The sequence below is a fragment of the Bacillus sp. OTU2372 genome (genome assembly GCF_038440275.1).
GTDB classification, from domain to species: domain Bacteria; phylum Bacillota; class Bacilli; order Bacillales; family Cytobacillaceae; genus Neobacillus; species Neobacillus bataviensis_B.
This window is the reverse complement of the sequence record NZ_JASATK010000001.1, coordinates 961253-980027: the sequence shown is the minus strand read 5'-3', so window position 1 is coordinate 980027 and position 18775 is coordinate 961253. Positions and strand designations below refer to the sequence as shown.

General features: G+C 37.9%; 16 protein-coding genes and 1 pseudogene. All 17 read right to left on the bottom strand.

Going from position 1 to position 18775, the window contains the following annotated elements; all coding sequences use genetic code 11:
- Positions 1–19 precede the first annotated feature (19 nt).
- The 17 genes and pseudogenes from AAHB15_RS04625 to modB all read right to left on the bottom strand — a co-directional run bounded on the left by AAHB15_RS04625 (position 20) and on the right by modB (position 18771).
- Entirely contained in the window at positions 20–967 is a 948-nt protein-coding gene (locus AAHB15_RS04625) for an ABC transporter permease (RefSeq protein WP_342041836.1), read from the bottom strand.
- The gene (locus tag AAHB15_RS04620) at positions 964–2472 is read right to left on the bottom strand and encodes a sugar ABC transporter ATP-binding protein (protein ID WP_342041835.1); all 1509 of its coding nucleotides are present in this window, start codon (positions 2470–2472) and stop codon (positions 964–966) included. The genes AAHB15_RS04625 and AAHB15_RS04620 overlap by 4 nt, the downstream gene beginning before the upstream one ends.
- Before the next feature lie 67 nt (positions 2473–2539).
- Positions 2540–3517, bottom strand: coding sequence for a substrate-binding domain-containing protein (locus AAHB15_RS04615; protein WP_342041834.1), 978 nt, complete (start codon positions 3515–3517; stop codon positions 2540–2542).
- Between the two features lie 55 nt (positions 3518–3572).
- On the bottom strand, positions 3573–4667 hold the full coding sequence (locus AAHB15_RS04610; RefSeq protein WP_335575726.1) for a Gfo/Idh/MocA family protein: 1095 nt from the start codon (positions 4665–4667) through the stop codon (positions 3573–3575).
- A 19-nt stretch (positions 4668–4686) separates the two neighbouring features.
- Positions 4687–5475: a sugar phosphate isomerase/epimerase family protein gene (locus tag AAHB15_RS04605; RefSeq protein WP_342041833.1), complete on the bottom strand. Its 789-nt coding sequence runs from the start codon at positions 5473–5475 to the stop codon at positions 4687–4689.
- Between the two features lie 221 nt (positions 5476–5696).
- On the bottom strand, positions 5697–8228 hold the full coding sequence (locus AAHB15_RS04600; protein WP_342041832.1) for a GH39 family glycosyl hydrolase: 2532 nt from the start codon (positions 8226–8228) through the stop codon (positions 5697–5699).
- Positions 8229–8390: 162 nt separating this feature from the next.
- Complete coding sequence (locus tag AAHB15_RS04595) at positions 8391–9380, bottom strand: sugar phosphate isomerase/epimerase family protein (protein ID WP_335575723.1); 990 nt, start codon at positions 9378–9380, stop codon at positions 8391–8393.
- A gap of 19 nt (positions 9381–9399) precedes the next feature.
- Positions 9400–9807, bottom strand: coding sequence for a C-glycoside deglycosidase beta subunit domain-containing protein (locus AAHB15_RS04590; RefSeq protein WP_335575722.1), 408 nt, complete (start codon positions 9805–9807; stop codon positions 9400–9402).
- Positions 9808–10079: 272 nt separating this feature from the next.
- Positions 10080–10556, bottom strand: a complete 477-nt coding sequence (locus AAHB15_RS04585; protein ID WP_342041831.1) for an MFS transporter — start codon at positions 10554–10556, stop codon at positions 10080–10082.
- Positions 10547–11263, bottom strand: a pseudogene (locus tag AAHB15_RS04580) (MFS transporter); the annotation flags it as partial. The pseudogene AAHB15_RS04580 and the gene AAHB15_RS04585, both read right to left, overlap by 10 nt.
- 138 nt (positions 11264–11401) lie before the next feature.
- Positions 11402–12559, bottom strand: a complete 1158-nt coding sequence (locus AAHB15_RS04575) for an FAD-dependent monooxygenase (RefSeq protein WP_342041830.1) — start codon at positions 12557–12559, stop codon at positions 11402–11404.
- A gap of 191 nt (positions 12560–12750) precedes the next feature.
- Entirely contained in the window at positions 12751–13506 is a 756-nt protein-coding gene (locus tag AAHB15_RS04570; protein WP_335575340.1) for a cyclase family protein, read from the bottom strand.
- 24 nt (positions 13507–13530) lie between these two features.
- Positions 13531–14439 (bottom strand): fumarylacetoacetate hydrolase family protein, encoded by a 909-nt coding sequence (locus tag AAHB15_RS04565; RefSeq protein ID WP_335575341.1) that lies wholly within the window; start codon positions 14437–14439, stop codon positions 13531–13533.
- Between the two features lie 15 nt (positions 14440–14454).
- Positions 14455–15561, bottom strand: a complete 1107-nt coding sequence (locus AAHB15_RS04560) for an alpha/beta hydrolase family protein (RefSeq protein WP_342041829.1) — start codon at positions 15559–15561, stop codon at positions 14455–14457.
- 30 nt (positions 15562–15591) lie between these two features.
- Complete coding sequence (locus AAHB15_RS04555; RefSeq protein ID WP_342041828.1) at positions 15592–16539, bottom strand: VOC family protein; 948 nt, start codon at positions 16537–16539, stop codon at positions 15592–15594.
- Positions 16540–16872: 333 nt separating this feature from the next.
- Entirely contained in the window at positions 16873–18090 is a 1218-nt protein-coding gene (larC, locus tag AAHB15_RS04550; protein WP_342041827.1) for a nickel pincer cofactor biosynthesis protein LarC, read from the bottom strand.
- A 24-nt stretch (positions 18091–18114) separates the two neighbouring features.
- Positions 18115–18771, bottom strand: coding sequence for a molybdate ABC transporter permease subunit (modB, locus tag AAHB15_RS04545; RefSeq protein WP_342041826.1), 657 nt, complete (start codon positions 18769–18771; stop codon positions 18115–18117).
- Positions 18772–18775: the final 4 nt, after the last annotated feature.

Sequence of the window (18775 nt, the reverse complement as noted above, 5' to 3'; positions counted from 1 at the left end):
TTAAACTCTAAAACTTTTTCTATCCATTTACCGTTTCTTTTTTTTGCAGTAATACGGCAATAATAATAATCATTCCTTTAACAAGGCCTTGCAAATACGGTGAAACATTCATTAAGTTAATCGCATTATTTAACACACCTAAAATTAATACACCAAAGAAGGTCCCTACAATACTGCCCTTTCCCCCAGAAAGTCTCGTCCCACCGATGACAACCGCTGCAATGGAATCCAATTCATAGTTTAATCCCGAGCTTGAAGATGAAATAGAATTTAAACGTGAAGATTCAATAATAGCGGCAACGGCAACTAAACCGGAACAAAGCATGTAGGCCATTAATTTAATCCGATCAACACGAATAGCTGACAAAATAGAGGCCTTTTCGTTACTTCCAATGGAATATAAATACCTCCCAAATCTCATGTTATTTAAAAGAATGTAAACAAAAAAAGTTAACAAAATAAAGAGGTATATAGGATAGGTAATTCCAAATATTGTTCCATTCGCGATGTTGGTAACAGTCGATATAGTCCCGCTTATACTTCCTCCATTTGCAAGATAAAGAGTCATGGAGCGGGCCATTGCCATGACACCAAGTGTGACAATAAAAGGGGCAATTTTACCCTTTGTCACTAATAAACCGTTTACTAATCCTATCAGCAGGGCACATACGATCGTCGCAATAATACCGATGAAAATGCTATGGGTGGAGTTTAATACTGATAGTCCGCAAAATCCGGACAATGCAAGCGTAGCACCGACGGATAAGTCAAATCCACCGGACAAAATAACAATCGTCTGACCGAGAGCAATAATCCCAATAATAGCCGATTGCCTTAGAATATTTATTAAGTTATTAGACTCTAAAAAATTCTCATTTATGATACTTGAGATAATAAAAATAATTAAAAAGGCGATTAAATAACTATATTTGCCCCAAATGGAAGAGAACCTTTGAACGTAACTCATTTAGTGAAAACCTCCTTCATTCTGGCTCCAGTAGCATAAATCATAAGCATTTCATCGGTTGCTTCTTCTCTTTCTAATTCAGCAGTGATTTCCCCTTGATACATGACGAATACTCGGTCACAAACTCTCCTAATTTCACTGAAATCGGAAGTCAGGATAATAAATGATTTGCCTTTCTTCGCATATTCAAGCATTAATTGATAAATATCATTTCTTGCTCCTATATCAACACCTTGGGTTGGATTGTCTAAAATAATGACTTCCATGTCCGCTTCGAGCCATTTGGCTAAGATAACCTTTTGCTGGTTCCCACCACTTAAGTTAGCAATGGACGAATGAATATCTACAGCTTTAATATTAAGCTGTTGTTGATATACCTGATAAGCTTGCTCCTCCTTTTTTTGATTGACAAAGAGGGGGTTCGTAAATTTTTTTAGAGAAGATAGTGTCATATTTTGCAGTACACTTAAATCTTTAACAATCCCATTTTCTTTTCTATTTTTCGGAACAAATCCAATTCCCTTTGAAACAGCTTCCTTCGGATGATTTACCTTAACTTTTTCACCTTTTAACAAAATGTCACCAGAATATCTAGTACGGAAACCGAAAATAGTTTCAAATAGTTCCGTCCGTCCATCGCCGGATAGGCCAGTAAACCCAAGAATCTCTCCTTTTCTTAATGAAAAATGAATGTTATGAAATGAGTTTTGAGCAGATAGATTTTTTACTTCTAACAATGTTTCACCCAATTCTCTAGCTACATATTGCTCCGTACTGCTCATTTCCTTACCAATCATATATTTAGCTAATACCTCTTCCGTAACAGCCTTTATATCACCTGAAGACGCTAGCTCTCCATCACGGAGGACAGTATAACGATCGCAAATTGATAAAACTTCTTTTAGTTTATGAGAGATGAAAATAATCGAATAGCCGGATTCTTTTAAATTCCTCATCACTGTAAACAGTTTAGTGATTTCCTTCTCTGTTAAAGATGTGGTTGGCTCGTCCATGATGATGATTTTGCTATCTTGAAGAAGGGCCCGGGCAATTTCTACAATTTGCTTCATCGAAACATCGAGTTCAGAAATAAGTAATTTTGGATTTAAATGAACATCAAGAAGCTCTAATACTCTGCTCGTTTCTTGAACCATTTTCTTTTTTTCCAGAAAACCCAGTGCATTGGTCGATTCTTTTCCCAAAAAAAGATTTTCATAGATGGTTAGATCACTTACCAGGTTTAGTTCTTGATGAATAAAACCAATACCTAAATTTTTTGAGGTATGAGGATTAGGAATGGACACTTTGTTTCCAAATAGCTCGACAGATCCCTGATCGGACTGATGAATTCCCCCTAAAATATTCATTAGCGTACTTTTTCCTGCTCCATTTTCCCCCAATAGTGCATGAATTTCGCCTTTGCCAATTTCTAAATTGATTCCTTTTAATACCGGTACCCCATTAAATGATTTTTTTATATCTGACATTTTTAGCGCAATCTCCATAAAAATCCCTCCATGCGCGAAGGCTGCCTCTAATTTTAGGACAGCCATTTTGTCTGTATTTCACATTTTAATAGTTTGCATTCGGATCGATATACTTATCTACATTGTCCTTTGTCACCTTTTCTGCTGGCAGCACTGTATCCTGTTTTTCAGGCGCTTTCCCTTTGGCCTTGTCTACTGCTTGATCAACGGCTGTTTTAATCATAAGCGGTGAGTAGGTGAAGGTTGCCAGTTCAATATCATTGGAATCTTTAATAGCTTGATAGAAATCCTTAAATCCGCCGGCACCTGTAACAATTTTTATATCGTCCCGTTTAGCTTCTTTAATCGCTTGCAATACGCCGATTGCCATTTCGTCATCAATCGTATATACTGCATCAATATGAGAATTAGCTTGTAGGACGTTTTGCATAACTTGATAGGCTTTCTCTTTTTGGAAACTTCCGCTTTGATTGGCTACCACTTTGAGATCCGGATATTTTGATTTGATTTGATCCTCAAAACCGCCAACACGCAGTGAATTAACGGAACTTGGATCAGATGAAATAATCGCTACCTTTCCTTTTCCATTTAGTTCTTCTCCAATAAAATCTGCGGCATTTTTACCGATTCCTGAATTGTCCCCTTTTACTAATCCTGTATAATTCTTATCGTTTAATTCACGGTCGAAAACAAATAATGGAATTTTCGCATCTTTTACTTCTTTTGCAACAGGTGTCATCGAGTCTGTTTCAATTGGCAGGAGGACAATGGCATCGACCTTTTTTGTAATTAAGTCCTCTACATCATTCGTTTGTTTGTTCGGATTGTCAGCCTGTGAAACGACAATCTCCACACCTAACTTTTTAGCCTCATCCTTTGCATTTTGAATGACAGCGCCCATCCAGCCATGGTCTGCTGCCGGGAATGACATGCCAATCGTTATTTTTTCAGTGTCATCCTTTTTAGTGGTGGAAGCTTTATCCGTACTGCTGCTGCATGCTGCCAATGAGATCATTAACATCCCGGTAATTACGAAGGAGGACATTACCTTAAATGGTTTCATTTTATAAGACCCCTTTTTAATAGAAATTAAGACTAGTTTCTACCTATTTTATTTCTCAAAATGAAGAAGAGAACAAAAGAATATTGTCTTTACTATTTTCAAAGATTACTGGTTTTTGTTTATGGGCTGCTTTATAAAAATGATCGATTATATTCATCATGTAAACACCATGTTCAGCTGGAGCGATTAATTCTCCACCAGATAAAATACAATTTGTAAAATGTTCAAACTCATTTTTTAATTTAATATTAGGATTTAGAATTGGCGATATATCCACGCAAGTATCCAATAATTCAGAGTGTAACTTTAACTCACCATTTATAAGGCTCACTCCGCCCTTTGTCCCTAATATTTCCACAAATGTTTTGTCTTGTTCAATATTAGAAGCCCAGCTGAATTCAAAATTTACTGTTGCCCCATTTTGAAGTCCTATGAAGCCTATAGCTGTATCTTCTACATTAAAGACCCCCTTTGGATTTCCTTTATAACCATTGCGGTTACGTGTAGTGGTATGACTAAAATTTTGGTGAATGGCTCCAGTAACGTACGATGGTTCCGGCATCCCGATAAGGTATAGTGCTAAATCAAGATAATGTACACCTAAATCAATCATCACTCCGCCGCCAGCACAATCCTTATTTGTAAACCATGTGCCTCTCCCTGGAATACCGCTCCTTCTAATCCAGCCGGCCTTTACTTGATAGATATCTCCTAAGTAACCCGCATCAATATAGTTCTTTAAATAAACCGCCTCATTTGTAAAACGATTATTTAAACCAACCATCACCTGTTTTCCCGATTTAATCTTAGCTTCGACTATTTTTTGAGCTTCTAGTGCATTAATCGCTAGAGGTTTTTCACAATGCACATTCACCCCTTTTTCAAGTGCATAAATAGATATCTCCGCATGCAGGTAATTTGGGGTACAAACACTTACTAAATCTAACTCTTCATTGTTTAGCATATCCTTATAATTACGATAGACTTTTGGGATATTATATTTTTGGGCTAGTCTTTGTGCATTTTCGATATTCACATCACAAATGGCGGCTAATTCGACATTTGGCAGTATCATATAATTATTTAGATGCTTTCTCTCCGCATTACTTCCCGCTCCGATTAATCCATAACGTAGTTTCTTGTCGTTCATTTGACCACTTCTCCCCTATTTAAAATGCTAGTTTCCTCATATACTCAATCGTGTAATCGATTCCCTTTTCCCCCAGTTCTCCCGTCCATACATGAGAATGCGGTTCAATACTTAATCCGCCTGTATAACCTTTTACTCTTAATAATGAAATGAATGTTTTCCAATCTGTTTGGTCCAAGCCTGCCGGCGGTTCATCTACTCTCACGCCATTGATAATCATTGAACCCTTTAAATGGACATGGTTGAAGCGGTCACCCCAATCAAGTGTTTCCTGGAGGTAATCGCCGCCAAAATATCGGCTGTGCGAAGGATCAAATTTGATTCCTAATTCCTTCAAATGACCATGAACAATTTTCCAAACATCTGGAGTATTGACAAAATTCACCTTTCGGCAGTTGTAAGTAGAGACCTTTACTCCTTTTGGTTTCGCATAGTCAATCAATAATGAGAAAAACTGAATGGCAGCTGTACAGTTTTCATAGAAAGATAATTCTTCCACAAAGTTACAGCCACTTACAAAGTTAGTACATCCTAATTCACTTGCCACATCAATCAGTCTGTAGCATCTTTCTAGCTCTTCTTCGATGACGCTGCCTTTTTCATTAATACGCAATGATTTCCATCTTCCAATCGAGCCAATGCTAATACCATATTCATTTTTCCAATTAAGTAGGTTCACGCGGTTACGGTAAAACGCATCCACATCTTGACCTTCATTTACACAAACTTCTATAAAATCTAACCCTTTTCGCTTCGCCTTTTGAAAACTTTCTTCCGTTGGTGCTGCAATCATTCCAAGCTGCATCATACTAAAACCTTCTTCCTTTATTTTTAGAACATGATCTATATAACTGAAAATATTTTAAGTACCGATTACATTCTTATTTTAATCAATAAGTAAGTTCATATCTTTCTTGCAATTAACCATTAAGCAATGATTTTCATTCTTTTTATTTAAATTTATGAATGAATGAAAAAAAGAGATTAAAAATCTACACTAGATTTTTAATCTCTTTAGTTTTAAAACTATTATAGGTCACTTATTAACAAATTAAATTCAAATAATCTTACCTCGTGCGGTTGGAGTTCTCCTTTTAAAACAATCGATTCATTCTCCACAACATGATGTTCCACTTTCATATCAGGAACACAAATTTGCTTTAAATAGTCTACTTCATCTGGTTTCATATCATCCACGGCACCAAATTTCAACCATTCATCAAGAACACTCCCATAGTCGCGGTTCAATTTAAGCTCCTTTAAACGATACTTTCCATTGGCAAGTCCTTGTATTTCAAGTGATAGGCTTATCGTTTCATTGTTCTCAAAAATTTCGTATTGCTCGTGAATTCCCATACTTCCTTCAGAATGTAAATAATAAGAATAGTTAAAATGTTTGTAGTTAAAACAGATCACTTGATAGCGATGTCCAGACCGCTTTGTCACAACATAATGGTCACCTTTGGCAACAAGAATTTCACCCAATTGTTTTAACAGCATATAGGCATGGTAGCTTGGTTTCTTGATTCCACTTTTCGTCACCAATCCTGCCCCGCCATGCAGGAGATTTTTAGAATCTCTAAAATCACTAAAAATATCAGAAAACAACCAATAACCAATCATGTTTACATGATTTAGATTCAAATTCTCAATGATATTCTTTACAATGTATGAAGCTTTAAAGCAGCTATCATTCAGATAATTGCGATTTGATATGGAAATGTTCCATTCTGTCACATTCAGTTCTAAACCCTCAAATCCCGCTTTTTTTAAAGCTTTTCTTACCTCAGTCAACTTATCCAGTACATAGTGAGGATTGTTCGAATTTAAATTTTTAATAGGTACCCTTTTTTTATCACGATTTTTTTCGATAGGGTAAAGAGATAGGGAAAGGAAATCAGGATGAATCTCCTCTTTTCTCCAATAATTAAGTATCGAATCAAGTCTTTCTCCTTCTAAACCCATACTTATTCCGCAACCGCCAACCTTTGCTGAAGGAATAAGTTCTTTTGTATGCTTTTTAAACTCACTGAATATCTTAAAATACTCTTTAAAATGGTTTGGATCAATATCAGGAGTATTATTGATTTCATCTATAAATTTTTTTTCGTCTTGTCCTCTTGATACATCCATATGTGGTTTCCACATTTCAAAATACCATGTCTCGACTTCATCAATTCCATATCGCTGAATACATTGCAGTAAAAAGGCCCTATAAAGGTTTGTCCATTCTTCTAGTGACCTCTCACTTATTGTTTGTTCAACAATTGTCTCGCCTACAGCTTTTTGGATGATTTTAGGTTTTGGACCAATTTCAATAAAAGGTCTTAATTTATTTTTGATTAGAAAATCCAATAATTTGTTTGTATTAGAAAAATTGTAAGTGATTTTTCCACCCGAACGATCTTCCACTAGCATATCATCTCCAAACAATCCCCAAAATCTGGCATAGGTAAAGCCGATTTCACCTTGTAGGAGTGTGATTTGCTCTTGCATATCCGAATTTAATATATCTTTTGCATACCCAATATTCAAAAGCTTATTCCAATACTTCGTAAACGCATCCAATTTTCCTAATTTTATTGTTTCTGTTTCGACTGTTCCTGTCGACTGAGGAAGTGTTTCGACCTTTTGCTCTACTGAACTTTTAAGATATTGCTGCAACTCAGTAAATACTACACCAAGATCATGATTACTAATTTCTTCAGTAATCATTTCCTCTTTTTCGGTTGTATCTGACATCTGTTTACGGTATTCCACAGGCTTTAACTGATAACTTTCATTAAAGACCCTGTTAAATGCCGCTAAATTTGGAAATCCGTTGTCTAAGGCGATACGAGTAATTGGCTTGTCTGTGTTAACTAATTCGTTAACGGCATGGGCGAGACGAATTTCATTTATATATTGAGAAAAAGTTTTTCCTGTTTGTTTTTTAAAAAATTTTGACAAATAAGGAACAGAGATGAAATGGAGACCTGCAACTTCCTCTAACGTTAAGGGCTCCCGATAATTACTTTGAATATACTCCATGATTTCAGATAATCGTTCATTTTGACCTTTGCTAGTTGAGTAGTTTTGTAACTCTAGCTGATTCGTACTTTTTAAGTAATTTAATTTTAATAATGAGATTAATTTAAACGTTTTCTCTAATGCTTCTACCTCAGAATCATTTCTCTGCTGCATATATACCGATAATAATTCTTCAATGACATTTCTCAATTCCTGATCGGAAGAATGGCTCTGCTGGTTTGAATTACAAGTAAATAATAAATTTTTTTGACTAATCAATGAACTTAATTCTAAATAATTTATATGAAAAATAACAAATAAATTATCATTTTCAGATTGAAAAGAGTGAAATTCATTTGAATTGATCAAGATAAAGTCAGATTTGTTCAAGTGATAGGTATTATTCGTGATTTTCACTTGAAGCTGCCCCTTTATCATGTAGATCAATTCAATGTCTCGATGAGCATGCTCTAGATTACTCTTACGATTCATAACCGAAACCGTTATCAATTTTGAATCTATTGAAGATTGGAAAATGTGTGTACCACTCATTTCAATCACCTCTTAAAAAACAAAAACTATTTAATAGTCTTTTATTTCTAAATATAGCACAAAAGAAGTCAATTCGACATTTTTTTAATAATATTCCAGTAAGTGCAAATAATTAGCATTAACATTAAATAGGAACCTTTTTCAAGGTTCCTAACAATCATTTTATTTATTAAGTAAATTGCTTAACAAGACTTGATGACGCCTAACTTGCTCTACGCTGTCCACTTCCATATAATCTTGGATGTGACGGTTTCCTTCGTATTCACTGTCAATATAGCCTTCATATCCAGCTTCTGTTAAAACCTCGATAATCTCTTTATATGGAATACTAGGTTCCTCGTAGTTTTCTGTAATTTCATAAAATTTTCCATGGACATGCATAATATAAGGAATATAGTCTTTAAGGATTTTAGGATCAGTATAGACAAAATGCTTTGCTAGTTCTGCATATTCCACATCTTTATTATTGGCATTCTTCATACTTTTTACGATTTCAAATGTCTCTTGTTTATCAAGACCAGTGGCATAATTGTCACTGACCAATTGAACGATCTCAGGGGTAGCCCCATCTCGGATATATCTTTGCTCCATAACAGGTAACATTCTCTTCACAAAGATGCCTAAGTCAGGCATAATCCCAAACCACTTTGTTCCACTCTTCATGATATATTCCAGTCTTTCTTCAAACCATCGTGTCCCAAAGGTGAAAGGAGCATGAACTTCAAGCGCAATTTTGACACCAAACTCTTCAGCGTAAGGCAGGCTTGCTTTTACGACCTCCAATGGTGTGGAAACCAATGTTCTTAACACCTTAAACCCTAGTTTATTGGCAAGTTTTAGATCCCGAACCATCATTTCCACATTTTCTTCTAGTGTTAACAAGCGATTAGGGAATAATTTGTTATCTAAGAACGCATCATAGGCAATCGGTTCGACTCCATATTGATCCATCCAGCCAAACCACTGGTCAACAAATTGGTCCGTTACCTTAGGAAATCCTGTAAGCATTTGTTCTGGCAGTAATTCAATCCCTGTTGCACCAGCTTTGGCCGCCTCAGCGATACATTGTTCTAAAGTTAACTTTCTTGTAAAGTATTCTTCCTGGTAACTATATAATGAAACTCCACGCTTAATGTTTGCTTGTTTGCTCATTTTAAAACCCTCCTCTTAACTAAGCTATAATTCTATCTTCTTCAAGTGTTATTTGTTTGATATCATCTCCAATATTAGGCCATGGCAAATAGGAAATACGTAAATTAACAACAGCATGTACTTTATGTGTTCCTGCTTCTAAGCCACCTGGTTTTTTCACGAATAATGTTGCCTTTTCTCCGAATTCCCAGCGATTATTGATCGCGGTTGATAATTCATGATACGGAAAGCTGCCGGTTTCTACTGAAAAAATCATATCATCGTGTGCATAAGATTGATCATTTATCTCTAAATCTATACTATTAATTAATGACAAAGCAATTCCACGATAATATGGAATCCGTAATTTTACTTCAAAGCCAACTACCTGTCCGTCTTCCACCACATTTCGAAAACCATCTTCGCAGACTAAGTACTGTTCAAACATGTATTTTCACTCCTTTTTGATTCAATCCACTTATAGTAAATGCTTACTATATTGTGTTCTATTAAAAATATACCTCTTCAATATCAGTAAAACTATTTTGTTTTCTCCCCAATTCCATACACTTTTATATCCATTTTCCTTTTTAAAAGAAAAAATTAATATTTCAGATTAAAAATTTAATGCATTTTTTTAACCTATTCTAAATGCGATTTAAATTAAATTTAACTTACAAATAACAAAAAGGAAGGATTTTTTACCTTCCTTTCCCAAATTTATGTTTGAGCTGATATCTCTTTATTGCTCGAATTTTTTAGTTTAATAGGTGCGGTTTCTCTTATGCCAAACGTGAGAAGGAACCCAACAAAGGCGGCGGCTGCCGTAACCCATAAAGGAGCCATAAGTCCAAATCGATCAGCCAGTATGCCTGACACAGTTGGACCAAAACTGCCGCCGATAATTTCACTAGTTAAAATAACAAAACTTATTGCTGTTGCTGAAAATGTCCTTGAAACAGACTCAGCAGGAATAATGTTCATAATTAATGGCTGGTAGCCATTTCCCAAAGAGAAAACAAGAATGGAGATGAGTAAGACTCCGAAGTTGTGGTAAGAAAGCGCTATTGAGATAGGAAAGAATATAGCTAATAAAGAGAATACTTTAATTGCAGGTAATCGGCCAATACGATCTGAAATAGCTGCACCCCCGAACTGCCCAATAAACATCATCAGACCCATGAGGCCTAATAACATGCCATTTTGTGCTTCCCATAATTAGTAGATTTTGCATATATGGTAGGTAAAAAAGCAGTAAGTGATAAAATATAAATCATATTGCAAATACCAACAATTGTACTTAACCAAACATTTCTTGTCTTAAAAACACGAATGTAATCAGCTTTAGCTGGTTTAGACTTTATTGGTACCACATGAGGGGACATACTTGGCTTTGGCTCTTTTAAAAATTTCCAAATGATCAGACCCATTAGGATCCCCGGGATTGCGATGATATAAAAGGAAGATCTCCAGCCAAAAGAAGCAGCCAGAGTAACGGTCAGCACAGGTGCTAATGTTCCTCCAATTAAGGAAGAAGAACTTTGCACGATTCCCATATTTAGACCTCTTCTATTTTCCGAAGACTCATGGATCACAATCGATTGAACCAGAGGCATCACCGGGCCTTCCGCTAATCCCATGATGCCTCTTACTAATAGTAATGTAGCAAATGAACCGACAAACCCTGATAATAAGGTTGCAATCGAAAATAGAAACACAAAAATGACAAGTATGGGTTTCTTTTTACCTAAAAAGTCAGAGAGACTGGCAAAAATCAAAGTAGAAAGGCCAAAAAATAATCCAGTGACAGAAACGGTTATTCCTAGTTGTGTATTGGACAATCCCAACTCAGGAGCAATTTTCGGAAAAATAAACCCTAAACTTAACCGATCTAAGAATACAAGACCAACAAAAAAACATGGTAATTACTAGGAAATTTTCATAACGAAAAAAACCTCTTTGTTTCTCCATCCACCTGCATCCTTCAATCTTATTACTAGATTGATATCAAAATGGAAACGTATACAATCCTGTATACGTCTCTAAAGTGTCTTTACCTCTGATAAAAAAGGTTCATTCATTTTTGCAAGTGTTTCATAGACATACTTACCTACATTTACATTTTCATTCATCTGACCGCTCCAAGTAAGCAATTCCCATTCGACTAACTGGTCTGAATTGTCAACGATTAACCTGCAGCGTTCATACCGTTTTTCCATAAAGATCTTGAATGTTTCTTCAACCCCAAGGTTATGACGAAGAATATCCGCCAAAACAATGACATCTTCAATGGCAATAGAGGCACCTTGTCCTAAATGTGGAGCCGTACCATGTGCAGCATCACCAACAAGTAAAATATTCCCTTTATACCATGGGCTTGGCAGCATATGCGTAAAGATCGGCCGATAAACGACCTGATCAGGGTCTGATATTTGATTGGCCGCTTCTGCAATTGCACCACCGAATTCCGTCAGTCTCTCCTTCAGTAATACATGGAGCTGGTCATTCGGAAACCTTGGATTACCCGGTTCATGAGTGGTTACCAGCAAATACATTTCATCATTGGACATTGGAACCAAACCAGCTTTTGCTTTTTGCCCGTAATAGAACAGACCCCGGTCCACCTCTTTTGGACGTGGAAGGGTGTAACGCCATACTCCTTGTCCGCTATATCTTTGAACAATATCCCCGAACAATAATTTTCGAACCCTTGAGTTAGCTCCGTCCGCACCAATGACCATATCATAGACTGCTGAAATGCCGTTACTTAACTCCACCTGTACACCATTTGAAACATTCTCTATCTTTTTCACGGTTGATCCCATATAAATTCTTGTTCCAGTATTTTCAACGGCATTCAAAAGAAATTCGTGAAGTTTCCTTCTTGAGATTCCGTTAACACCCGGATATCCTTCAATGGTAGGTGAATCTCCTTTGAACATAAAATGCCCTTGCCCTGTGTAATAATCAAAGCCCGGATAAGAATAGCCCTGTTGCATGCATACATCTGCCAAGCCAATTTCATTTAGAGCTCTAAGGGCATTTGGCGGTTGGATAATCCCAACGCCGTACACATTCCACTCCAGTTCCTTCTCAACAATCTCTGCTTTTATCCCAATTTTGTGAAGGGCAACGGCTCCTGCTAAACCACTAATACCACCGCCAACAATGAGTACTTTTTTAACAAATTGATAGGTCATTTTAACACCCCTTATCCCCTTTTAATCAAGGCTATTTTCGCATAAATTATTGTTTTTCGTAAAAGTTCACCGTCCCGTATAGTTATTTGCATCGTGGCATCTTTTCGTAAGAACATTTGCGAAAATTGCCCTGAAACTTAAGTTTTTGCCCCCAACTAGGTCTAAAAGCAACAAAGTTTACGAAAAGAGCCTTATTCAATAATGGCCACAGCCCGAGTCCAACCAGCACTTCCGCCTTTTATTTTCACAGGAAAAACAGATACTTTAAATCCAAACAGTGGTAACTGATCTAAATTTGCCAGTTTTTCAATTTGGCAGTACTCTTTTTCTTTTCCGGCAAAATGGGCTGCCCAAAGAACTCCAGAACGCGGATTTTGCTTATAATCTTCAGCTTGAATAGATAACGGTGTGTCCCAGCCCCAACCGTCCGTGCCCATCACTTTAATACCTTGATCAATCAGCCAAAGAGTGGCTTCTGCGGAAACCCCTACATGGATTTCACTATAATTAGGCTGATATCTTTTTTTGTCTGCATCACAACGGATCATGACAATATCATACGGTTTCAACGCGTAATCTATTTGTCTAAGTTTTTCCTGAATATCTTCTACGGTCAAAGCATAGCCTGGTGGTTTGTCTGTAACATCCAATACGACCCCATCGTTAAAAAACCATTCCAGCGGTAATTCATCAATCGTTCGGGAAGGTTTCCCTTCAGATGTCGGCCAATAATGCCACGGTGCATCCACATGGGTACCTGCATGACTTGTCAAAGTAAGAAATTCCCCTGCAAGCCCTTTTCGCTCAGGAAAATCATCTGGGGCTACACCAACCAGCTTTGCTCCAAATTCTGCCCCTTCCTCATGTGTTTCAAAGCGAATTGAAAACGGAAGAGGATCTTTTAAGTCCTCTTCAATTGAAACGCTTAGGTCTACAATTCTAGCCATAAAGTTCCTCTCCGTTCATGCTTCTTAAATAATTTTATTTTTCAAAGAGCCAAGGCCTGTAACCGATAATTCTACTTCATCCCCCGGTTCAAGCCAGCGGTGCACTTCGGGACCAAGCTCCATAATACAGCCAAAGCCAACTGTCCCTGAGCCAATAATATCACCAGGGTATAAAGTGACTTCTTCTGAAGCCCGCTCAATCATGTCACCAAATGTGTAATAAATATCCTTAAAGTTTCCCTTAGAAAGAATTTCACTGTTTACTGCTGCTGTCATTTCTAAATCGAATCTCCCGTTTGTTGCATATGGTTCTAATTGATCTTTTGTTAGAATATAAGGCCCCATGCTAGTTGCAAAATCCTTTCCTTTTGCCGGACCCAATAGTACTTTCATTTCCTTCATCTGGAGATCCCGTGCCGACCAATCATTTAAAATGGTATAACCGAAAATATAGTCGTCTGCATCATTTGACTTTATATTCGTTCCTTGTTTCCCTATTATACATGCAAGCTCAAGTTCATAATCTAAGCGTATACACTTGGCTGGCCGCTTCACTTCTTCCTCCGATCCTTTCATGGCATGGGGGTTGGAAAAATAAAAGATGGGCATTTCATACCACTCAGGTGCGACCGTATCCCCTGCACGCTTTGTCGCATTTTTGACATGGGTCTCGAAAGCCACAAAGTCTCTGAAAGTTACTGGGTTTGGCAAAGGAGCCGTTAAACGTATTTCTTCAAGCGAATAGAATGGATGCCCCTCTGAAGCAGCTAATGCCTCTAAAATAGGCAGATATTTTGCGTTGTTTTTTACAAAATCCGCCATATTATCAGGTAATTCACCTTTGGAAGCATTCTTCATATCTATCACTCTATCACCATCCAGCCACCCTGCACGCATCTGGCCATCCTGATTATAAAAAGTAACGAGCTTCATGACTCCACCTCCGGACTACTTCGATAACTGGTCTTTTAACCAGTCATACATTTCGTAGGTCACTGTAATATTATCGATCTGACAATGAGATGAACCTGTGCTGCTGGTCGGAATAATCTTTAACCAGCGTGGGCAAGTAAGGTCATTATAAACATTATAGGCGTTATCCACTGGATTTTGTCGATCATCCTCACCATGTACAATGTAAGTTGGCATTTGAATTTTTTCTGCCACACCGCTTAAATTATAGTGCTGCAGCTTTGCCCTTGCAGCAGGCATGTCTTCAACGCCAAAGATATGCTGAAGAATCTTTGCTAATGGATGGTTATCCGGGCGTTTTGCCCAAACATCGTTGTAATCATAAACAGCTCCCCAGATCGCACAAGCTTTAAACCTCGGCTCGAATGCTGCACATCTTGCTGCCATATAACCGCCCATAGATACAGCCATAACCCCAATACGGCCGGGATCGACATCTAGATTTTCAACCGCCCACTCATATGCCGTTGTTCCTGCTGTATTGTAATCATGCCGGGAATGTATGTGATGGATTCGTAATGCTCCCCCTTGGCCAGGACCGTCTAGTGCAAGAAGCGAAATACCACGTTCATTTAATAGCTGCGCAGGCCCGTAATATAATTCCTCTGCAGTTGAATCTAAACCGCCAAACATCACCATCAATGGTCCCTTACTTTGACCTGGTGCTTCAAAATAATACCCAGGCAGAACAGCATGTTCAAAGGGAATGTTAACAGCCTTTGGCGGTGAGGCTAACAGCTCCCCGCCTTTTCTGAATGATTCTACCCCTTTTAAATAGGTTGGCAGTTTACGCTCATCGTCAGGCTGAAGGAAAAATTCTGCCGTACGAAAGTAGTTAGCTGACCGTAGATAGCCGGATCGTGCCGTTTCTTTATATCCCTTGTCCATTGCATCATTAGCTGTTGTTAATGATTTATTTCCTAGTCTCATCCATTCGTGATGGAAACTCTCATAATCTCCTAACTTCATACGGCTTGCTGCATCTAAGATTTCATTTACTTCACCACCGCCAAAATAAGATTGACTGATCATTCTTACTATTTGATAAGACCACATATAATTTTCTGGAAAGAAATGCCACATAACATTTAAGTCCCCCTGATGTTTAATTGATTATTTAATGACTTTTCCTGATGCATCCCAAGGCATTTCACGCCCCCAAGCATCATTTGGATTTTCAGAAAGACTCCATCTGTAAGGACCAAAATCTGGTGCAAAAACAAGATGTGCTCCTGCATATAATTCAAACCGATTGCCGCCTGGCTCATCTACATAAAAGAAAAATCCTTCTGCAAGCGCATGCCGTGTTGGCCCGCCCATGGCTAATTCGTATCCACTTTCGAGGATATGGTCGGCTGCTAACAGAACTTCTTCCCTGCTTTCAACTGCGTAACAAACATGATTGAATCCACCTGGTTTGCCACTATGGTTCTTTAAAAAGGCGATATCATGCGAAAGGTTGGTGACAGATAACCATGCACCGATTTCCGGGCTGCCGGGTTCATTGGCATTTAAAAAGATACCTTCGTTATAGCGGAAGCCAATATTTTGATAGAATTCGCGGTCTTTTGTTACGTCATTACTAAAAAGAGTAATGTGATCGATTCGGCGAGGAGATATACCGCGTCCTGGATTTTTTTGCGGACGGTTTTTCCATTTGCTCTGAAGTTGATCAGGTGCTTCATATAATTCAACATCCCAAAAAATCTCTTCTAAATGACCATCGGGAGAAGTGAATTGATAGGCTCTGCCATGTCCCAGATCCCCTTCAATCCAACCGATTCCTTGTCCAAGTTTTTCAATATGTGCTGCAGCTTCTTCAAGTGCTGCCGGACTATCAGCACGCCAGCCAATATGACCAAGACCAGGTTCTGTTCCTTCGGTTATTTTCAAAGTGTGATGGTAATGCTCCCCCCATGCACGAAAATAAACGGAATTTCCACTTCTACCTGACTCTTCTAAACCAATGATATTTTTAAAGAAATTGGCTGATTCTTCTAGCTTTGGACTGATTAATTCAACGTGGGCAAGATGGGAAAAATAGTGTGGATTTTTATACATGAATGATTCCTCCAATTAATGTATTCATAAACAACCCTTCTTGTTGAAAGCGGTTTATTTATGATTATTATAAAGAATCTCTAAATTGGAAACGTCCACTTTTTTGTCAAAATTAATATCAATTTTTATCTTTTTCTGAAAATACTAAATTAATATGTAACTCTTTCACCCTATAAGATTCCCTCTTTATTGTTTTTTGGACAAAACAAAAAGTGTCAAAATGATTTCGCACCTTAGAATTCCTTCATTTACAAAAACAATTATTATTTGATTAAATTCTCTTTAGGTTCCATCAACAAAAAAAGGGCAATCTCCATCACAAGAGATCCCCCTCTAATCTGTCACTAATTTCATCACATATTGGTAAATAAGTTGAAAAGAAACCTTATGCTCCCTTGCTGCTTTTGCAACATCTTCATATTCAGGAGCTTGGTGCAGCATTTTGTTATCTCTGAATGCCTGTTTTACTCTAATAGGTCCATACGGGGTATCTACCTCAATAAATCTTCGATCAAGAATGTTACGGGTCCACATACTTCTTCGGACTCCGAGTGTAGTAGTTTCCTCCAACAAAACTCTTTCACAATGGTCCGCTAATTGTAAGGACACTAAAATCGTTACAAGAGTACCAGGGCGATTTTTCTTCATGTAGACAGGAGTATAGAAAACATCGAGAGCGCCTACGGCCAAAAGTCGTTCCATTGTATAGCCAAGCCCTTCCCCTGTCATATCATCGAGCTGGGCTTCAAGTATAAATATAGATTCCCTTTCTTGCTGGAACTCCTGGCTGCGTGGCTGCTCGATGTCTGATGTTTTGAAGAGTAGGGCCCTTAGAACATTAGGGTGGTCAAAGTCTTCTTCCCCAGCTCCATAACCAATCTCTTCTACAGTGTGTCCCCCAATTGGCATGAACTTTTTTACCAGTGCCCTTAATATCCCTGCCCCTATTGGTGTAGTCAATTCACCCTTAACGTTTAATTCTTCAAGCGGTATTCCTTTTAGTAACTCCATAGTAGCTGGAGCGGGAATAGGATAGAGTCCATGAGCCATTTCCTTCTTCCCATAACCGGTTGGTACGGGTGACGCATAAATATCTTGAATTTCAAGGCTTTCTAGAGCCAAGCATACCCCAATCGTATCGATAATGGAATCCATTGCCCCCACCTCATGAAACTGAACTTCTCTAGGGTCAATTCCATGGATTTTCCCTTCAGCCATAGCCACTTCTCGAAAGATTGCCAGACTTCGTTCTTTTACTCTTGAAGGAAGATTGCTTTCCTCAATCAACGTCAATATCTCTTGCGCATTCCGATGCTCATGGTGATGACCGGGGTTTTTGTTTTCATGAGCTCGAGATGGAAAATAGATTTTCAGTTTCTTCGCTGCAATACCCCGTTTGCTGACATTATGTACTTCCATATCAAAGGGATCAATCGGTAATTTTCTTAACTGATCTACGATGTAGGAGATGTCCGCTCCTACATCAATAAGAGCAGCCAGCGTCATGTCTCCTGCAATTCCGGAGGTACAATCAAGGTAGAGGTTTTTCAATTTTTTGTTCCTCCAAATTAGTTTTTAAGATTTCATTAGCTGTAAACCTATTAACATGAAAAATGAAATCACGACCAAACACATTACCCATAACCATGCCAAATCCATATTTCCTGAATCCATCGCTATATAGATAGCTGTTGATATGGTTTGGGTTTTCCCTGGGATATTTCCAGCAAACATTAAAGTTGCCCCAAACTCGCCTAATGCTCTAGCAAAACTTAGTATGGTACCGGAAATGATCGCTTTTAGTGATAAAGGAATGGAGATGGTCAGAAATAATTGATATTCATTTGCTCCATCCACGCGAGCTGCATTCTCAATATCCTCATCTATACCTTCAAATCCTGATTTGGCAGATTGATACATGAGAGGAAAAGCAACTACAGTAGAAGCAATAACAGCAGCCCACCATGTAAACATAAGTGGTTGTTTAAATATCCATTCAATCAATTGTCCCACAACACTATTTCTGCCAAATAATACAATTAACAAGAACCCTACAACAGACGGTGGCAATACTAATGGTAAAAGGAAAATAGTCTCAACTACAGCTTTCCCTTTGAATTTCGTATTAGCCATCATCTTTGCAAAAAATAACCCTAAGATTAATACCAAGATGCCAGCGACAGATGCTACCTCAATAGACAGTTTGACTGGTGACCAAAAATCCGTTGCCATGATA

Coding starts and splice junctions, on each gene's coding strand:
- AAHB15_RS04565 (WP_335575341.1), bottom strand. CDS start 14,439: ATGAAGCTCGTTACTTTTTATAATCAGGATGGCCAGATGCGTGCAGGG.
- AAHB15_RS04610 (WP_335575726.1), bottom strand. CDS start 4,667: ATGAACGACAAGAAACTACGTTATGGATTAATCGGAGCGGGAAGTAAT.
- AAHB15_RS04605 (WP_342041833.1), bottom strand. CDS start 5,475: ATGATGCAGCTTGGAATGATTGCAGCACCAACGGAAGAAAGTTTTCAA.
- AAHB15_RS04600 (WP_342041832.1), bottom strand. CDS start 8,228: ATGAGTGGTACACACATTTTCCAATCTTCAATAGATTCAAAATTGATA.
- AAHB15_RS04560 (WP_342041829.1), bottom strand. CDS start 15,561: ATGTGGCATTTCTTTCCAGAAAATTATATGTGGTCTTATCAAATAGTA.
- AAHB15_RS04555 (WP_342041828.1), bottom strand. CDS start 16,539: ATGTATAAAAATCCACACTATTTTTCCCATCTTGCCCACGTTGAATTA.
- AAHB15_RS04590 (WP_335575722.1), bottom strand. CDS start 9,807: ATGTTTGAACAGTACTTAGTCTGCGAAGATGGTTTTCGAAATGTGGTG.
- modB (WP_342041826.1), bottom strand. CDS start 18,771: ATGGCAACGGATTTTTGGTCACCAGTCAAACTGTCTATTGAGGTAGCA.
- AAHB15_RS04620 (WP_342041835.1), bottom strand. CDS start 2,472: ATGGAGATTGCGCTAAAAATGTCAGATATAAAAAAATCATTTAATGGG.
- AAHB15_RS04575 (WP_342041830.1), bottom strand. CDS start 12,559: ATGACCTATCAATTTGTTAAAAAAGTACTCATTGTTGGCGGTGGTATT.
- AAHB15_RS04585 (WP_342041831.1), bottom strand. CDS start 10,556: ATGTTATTAGGCCTCATGGGTCTGATGATGTTTATTGGGCAGTTCGGG.
- AAHB15_RS04570 (WP_335575340.1), bottom strand. CDS start 13,506: ATGGCTAGAATTGTAGACCTAAGCGTTTCAATTGAAGAGGACTTAAAA.
- AAHB15_RS04625 (WP_342041836.1), bottom strand. CDS start 967: ATGAGTTACGTTCAAAGGTTCTCTTCCATTTGGGGCAAATATAGTTAT.
- AAHB15_RS04615 (WP_342041834.1), bottom strand. CDS start 3,517: ATGAAACCATTTAAGGTAATGTCCTCCTTCGTAATTACCGGGATGTTA.
- AAHB15_RS04595 (WP_335575723.1), bottom strand. CDS start 9,380: ATGAGCAAACAAGCAAACATTAAGCGTGGAGTTTCATTATATAGTTAC.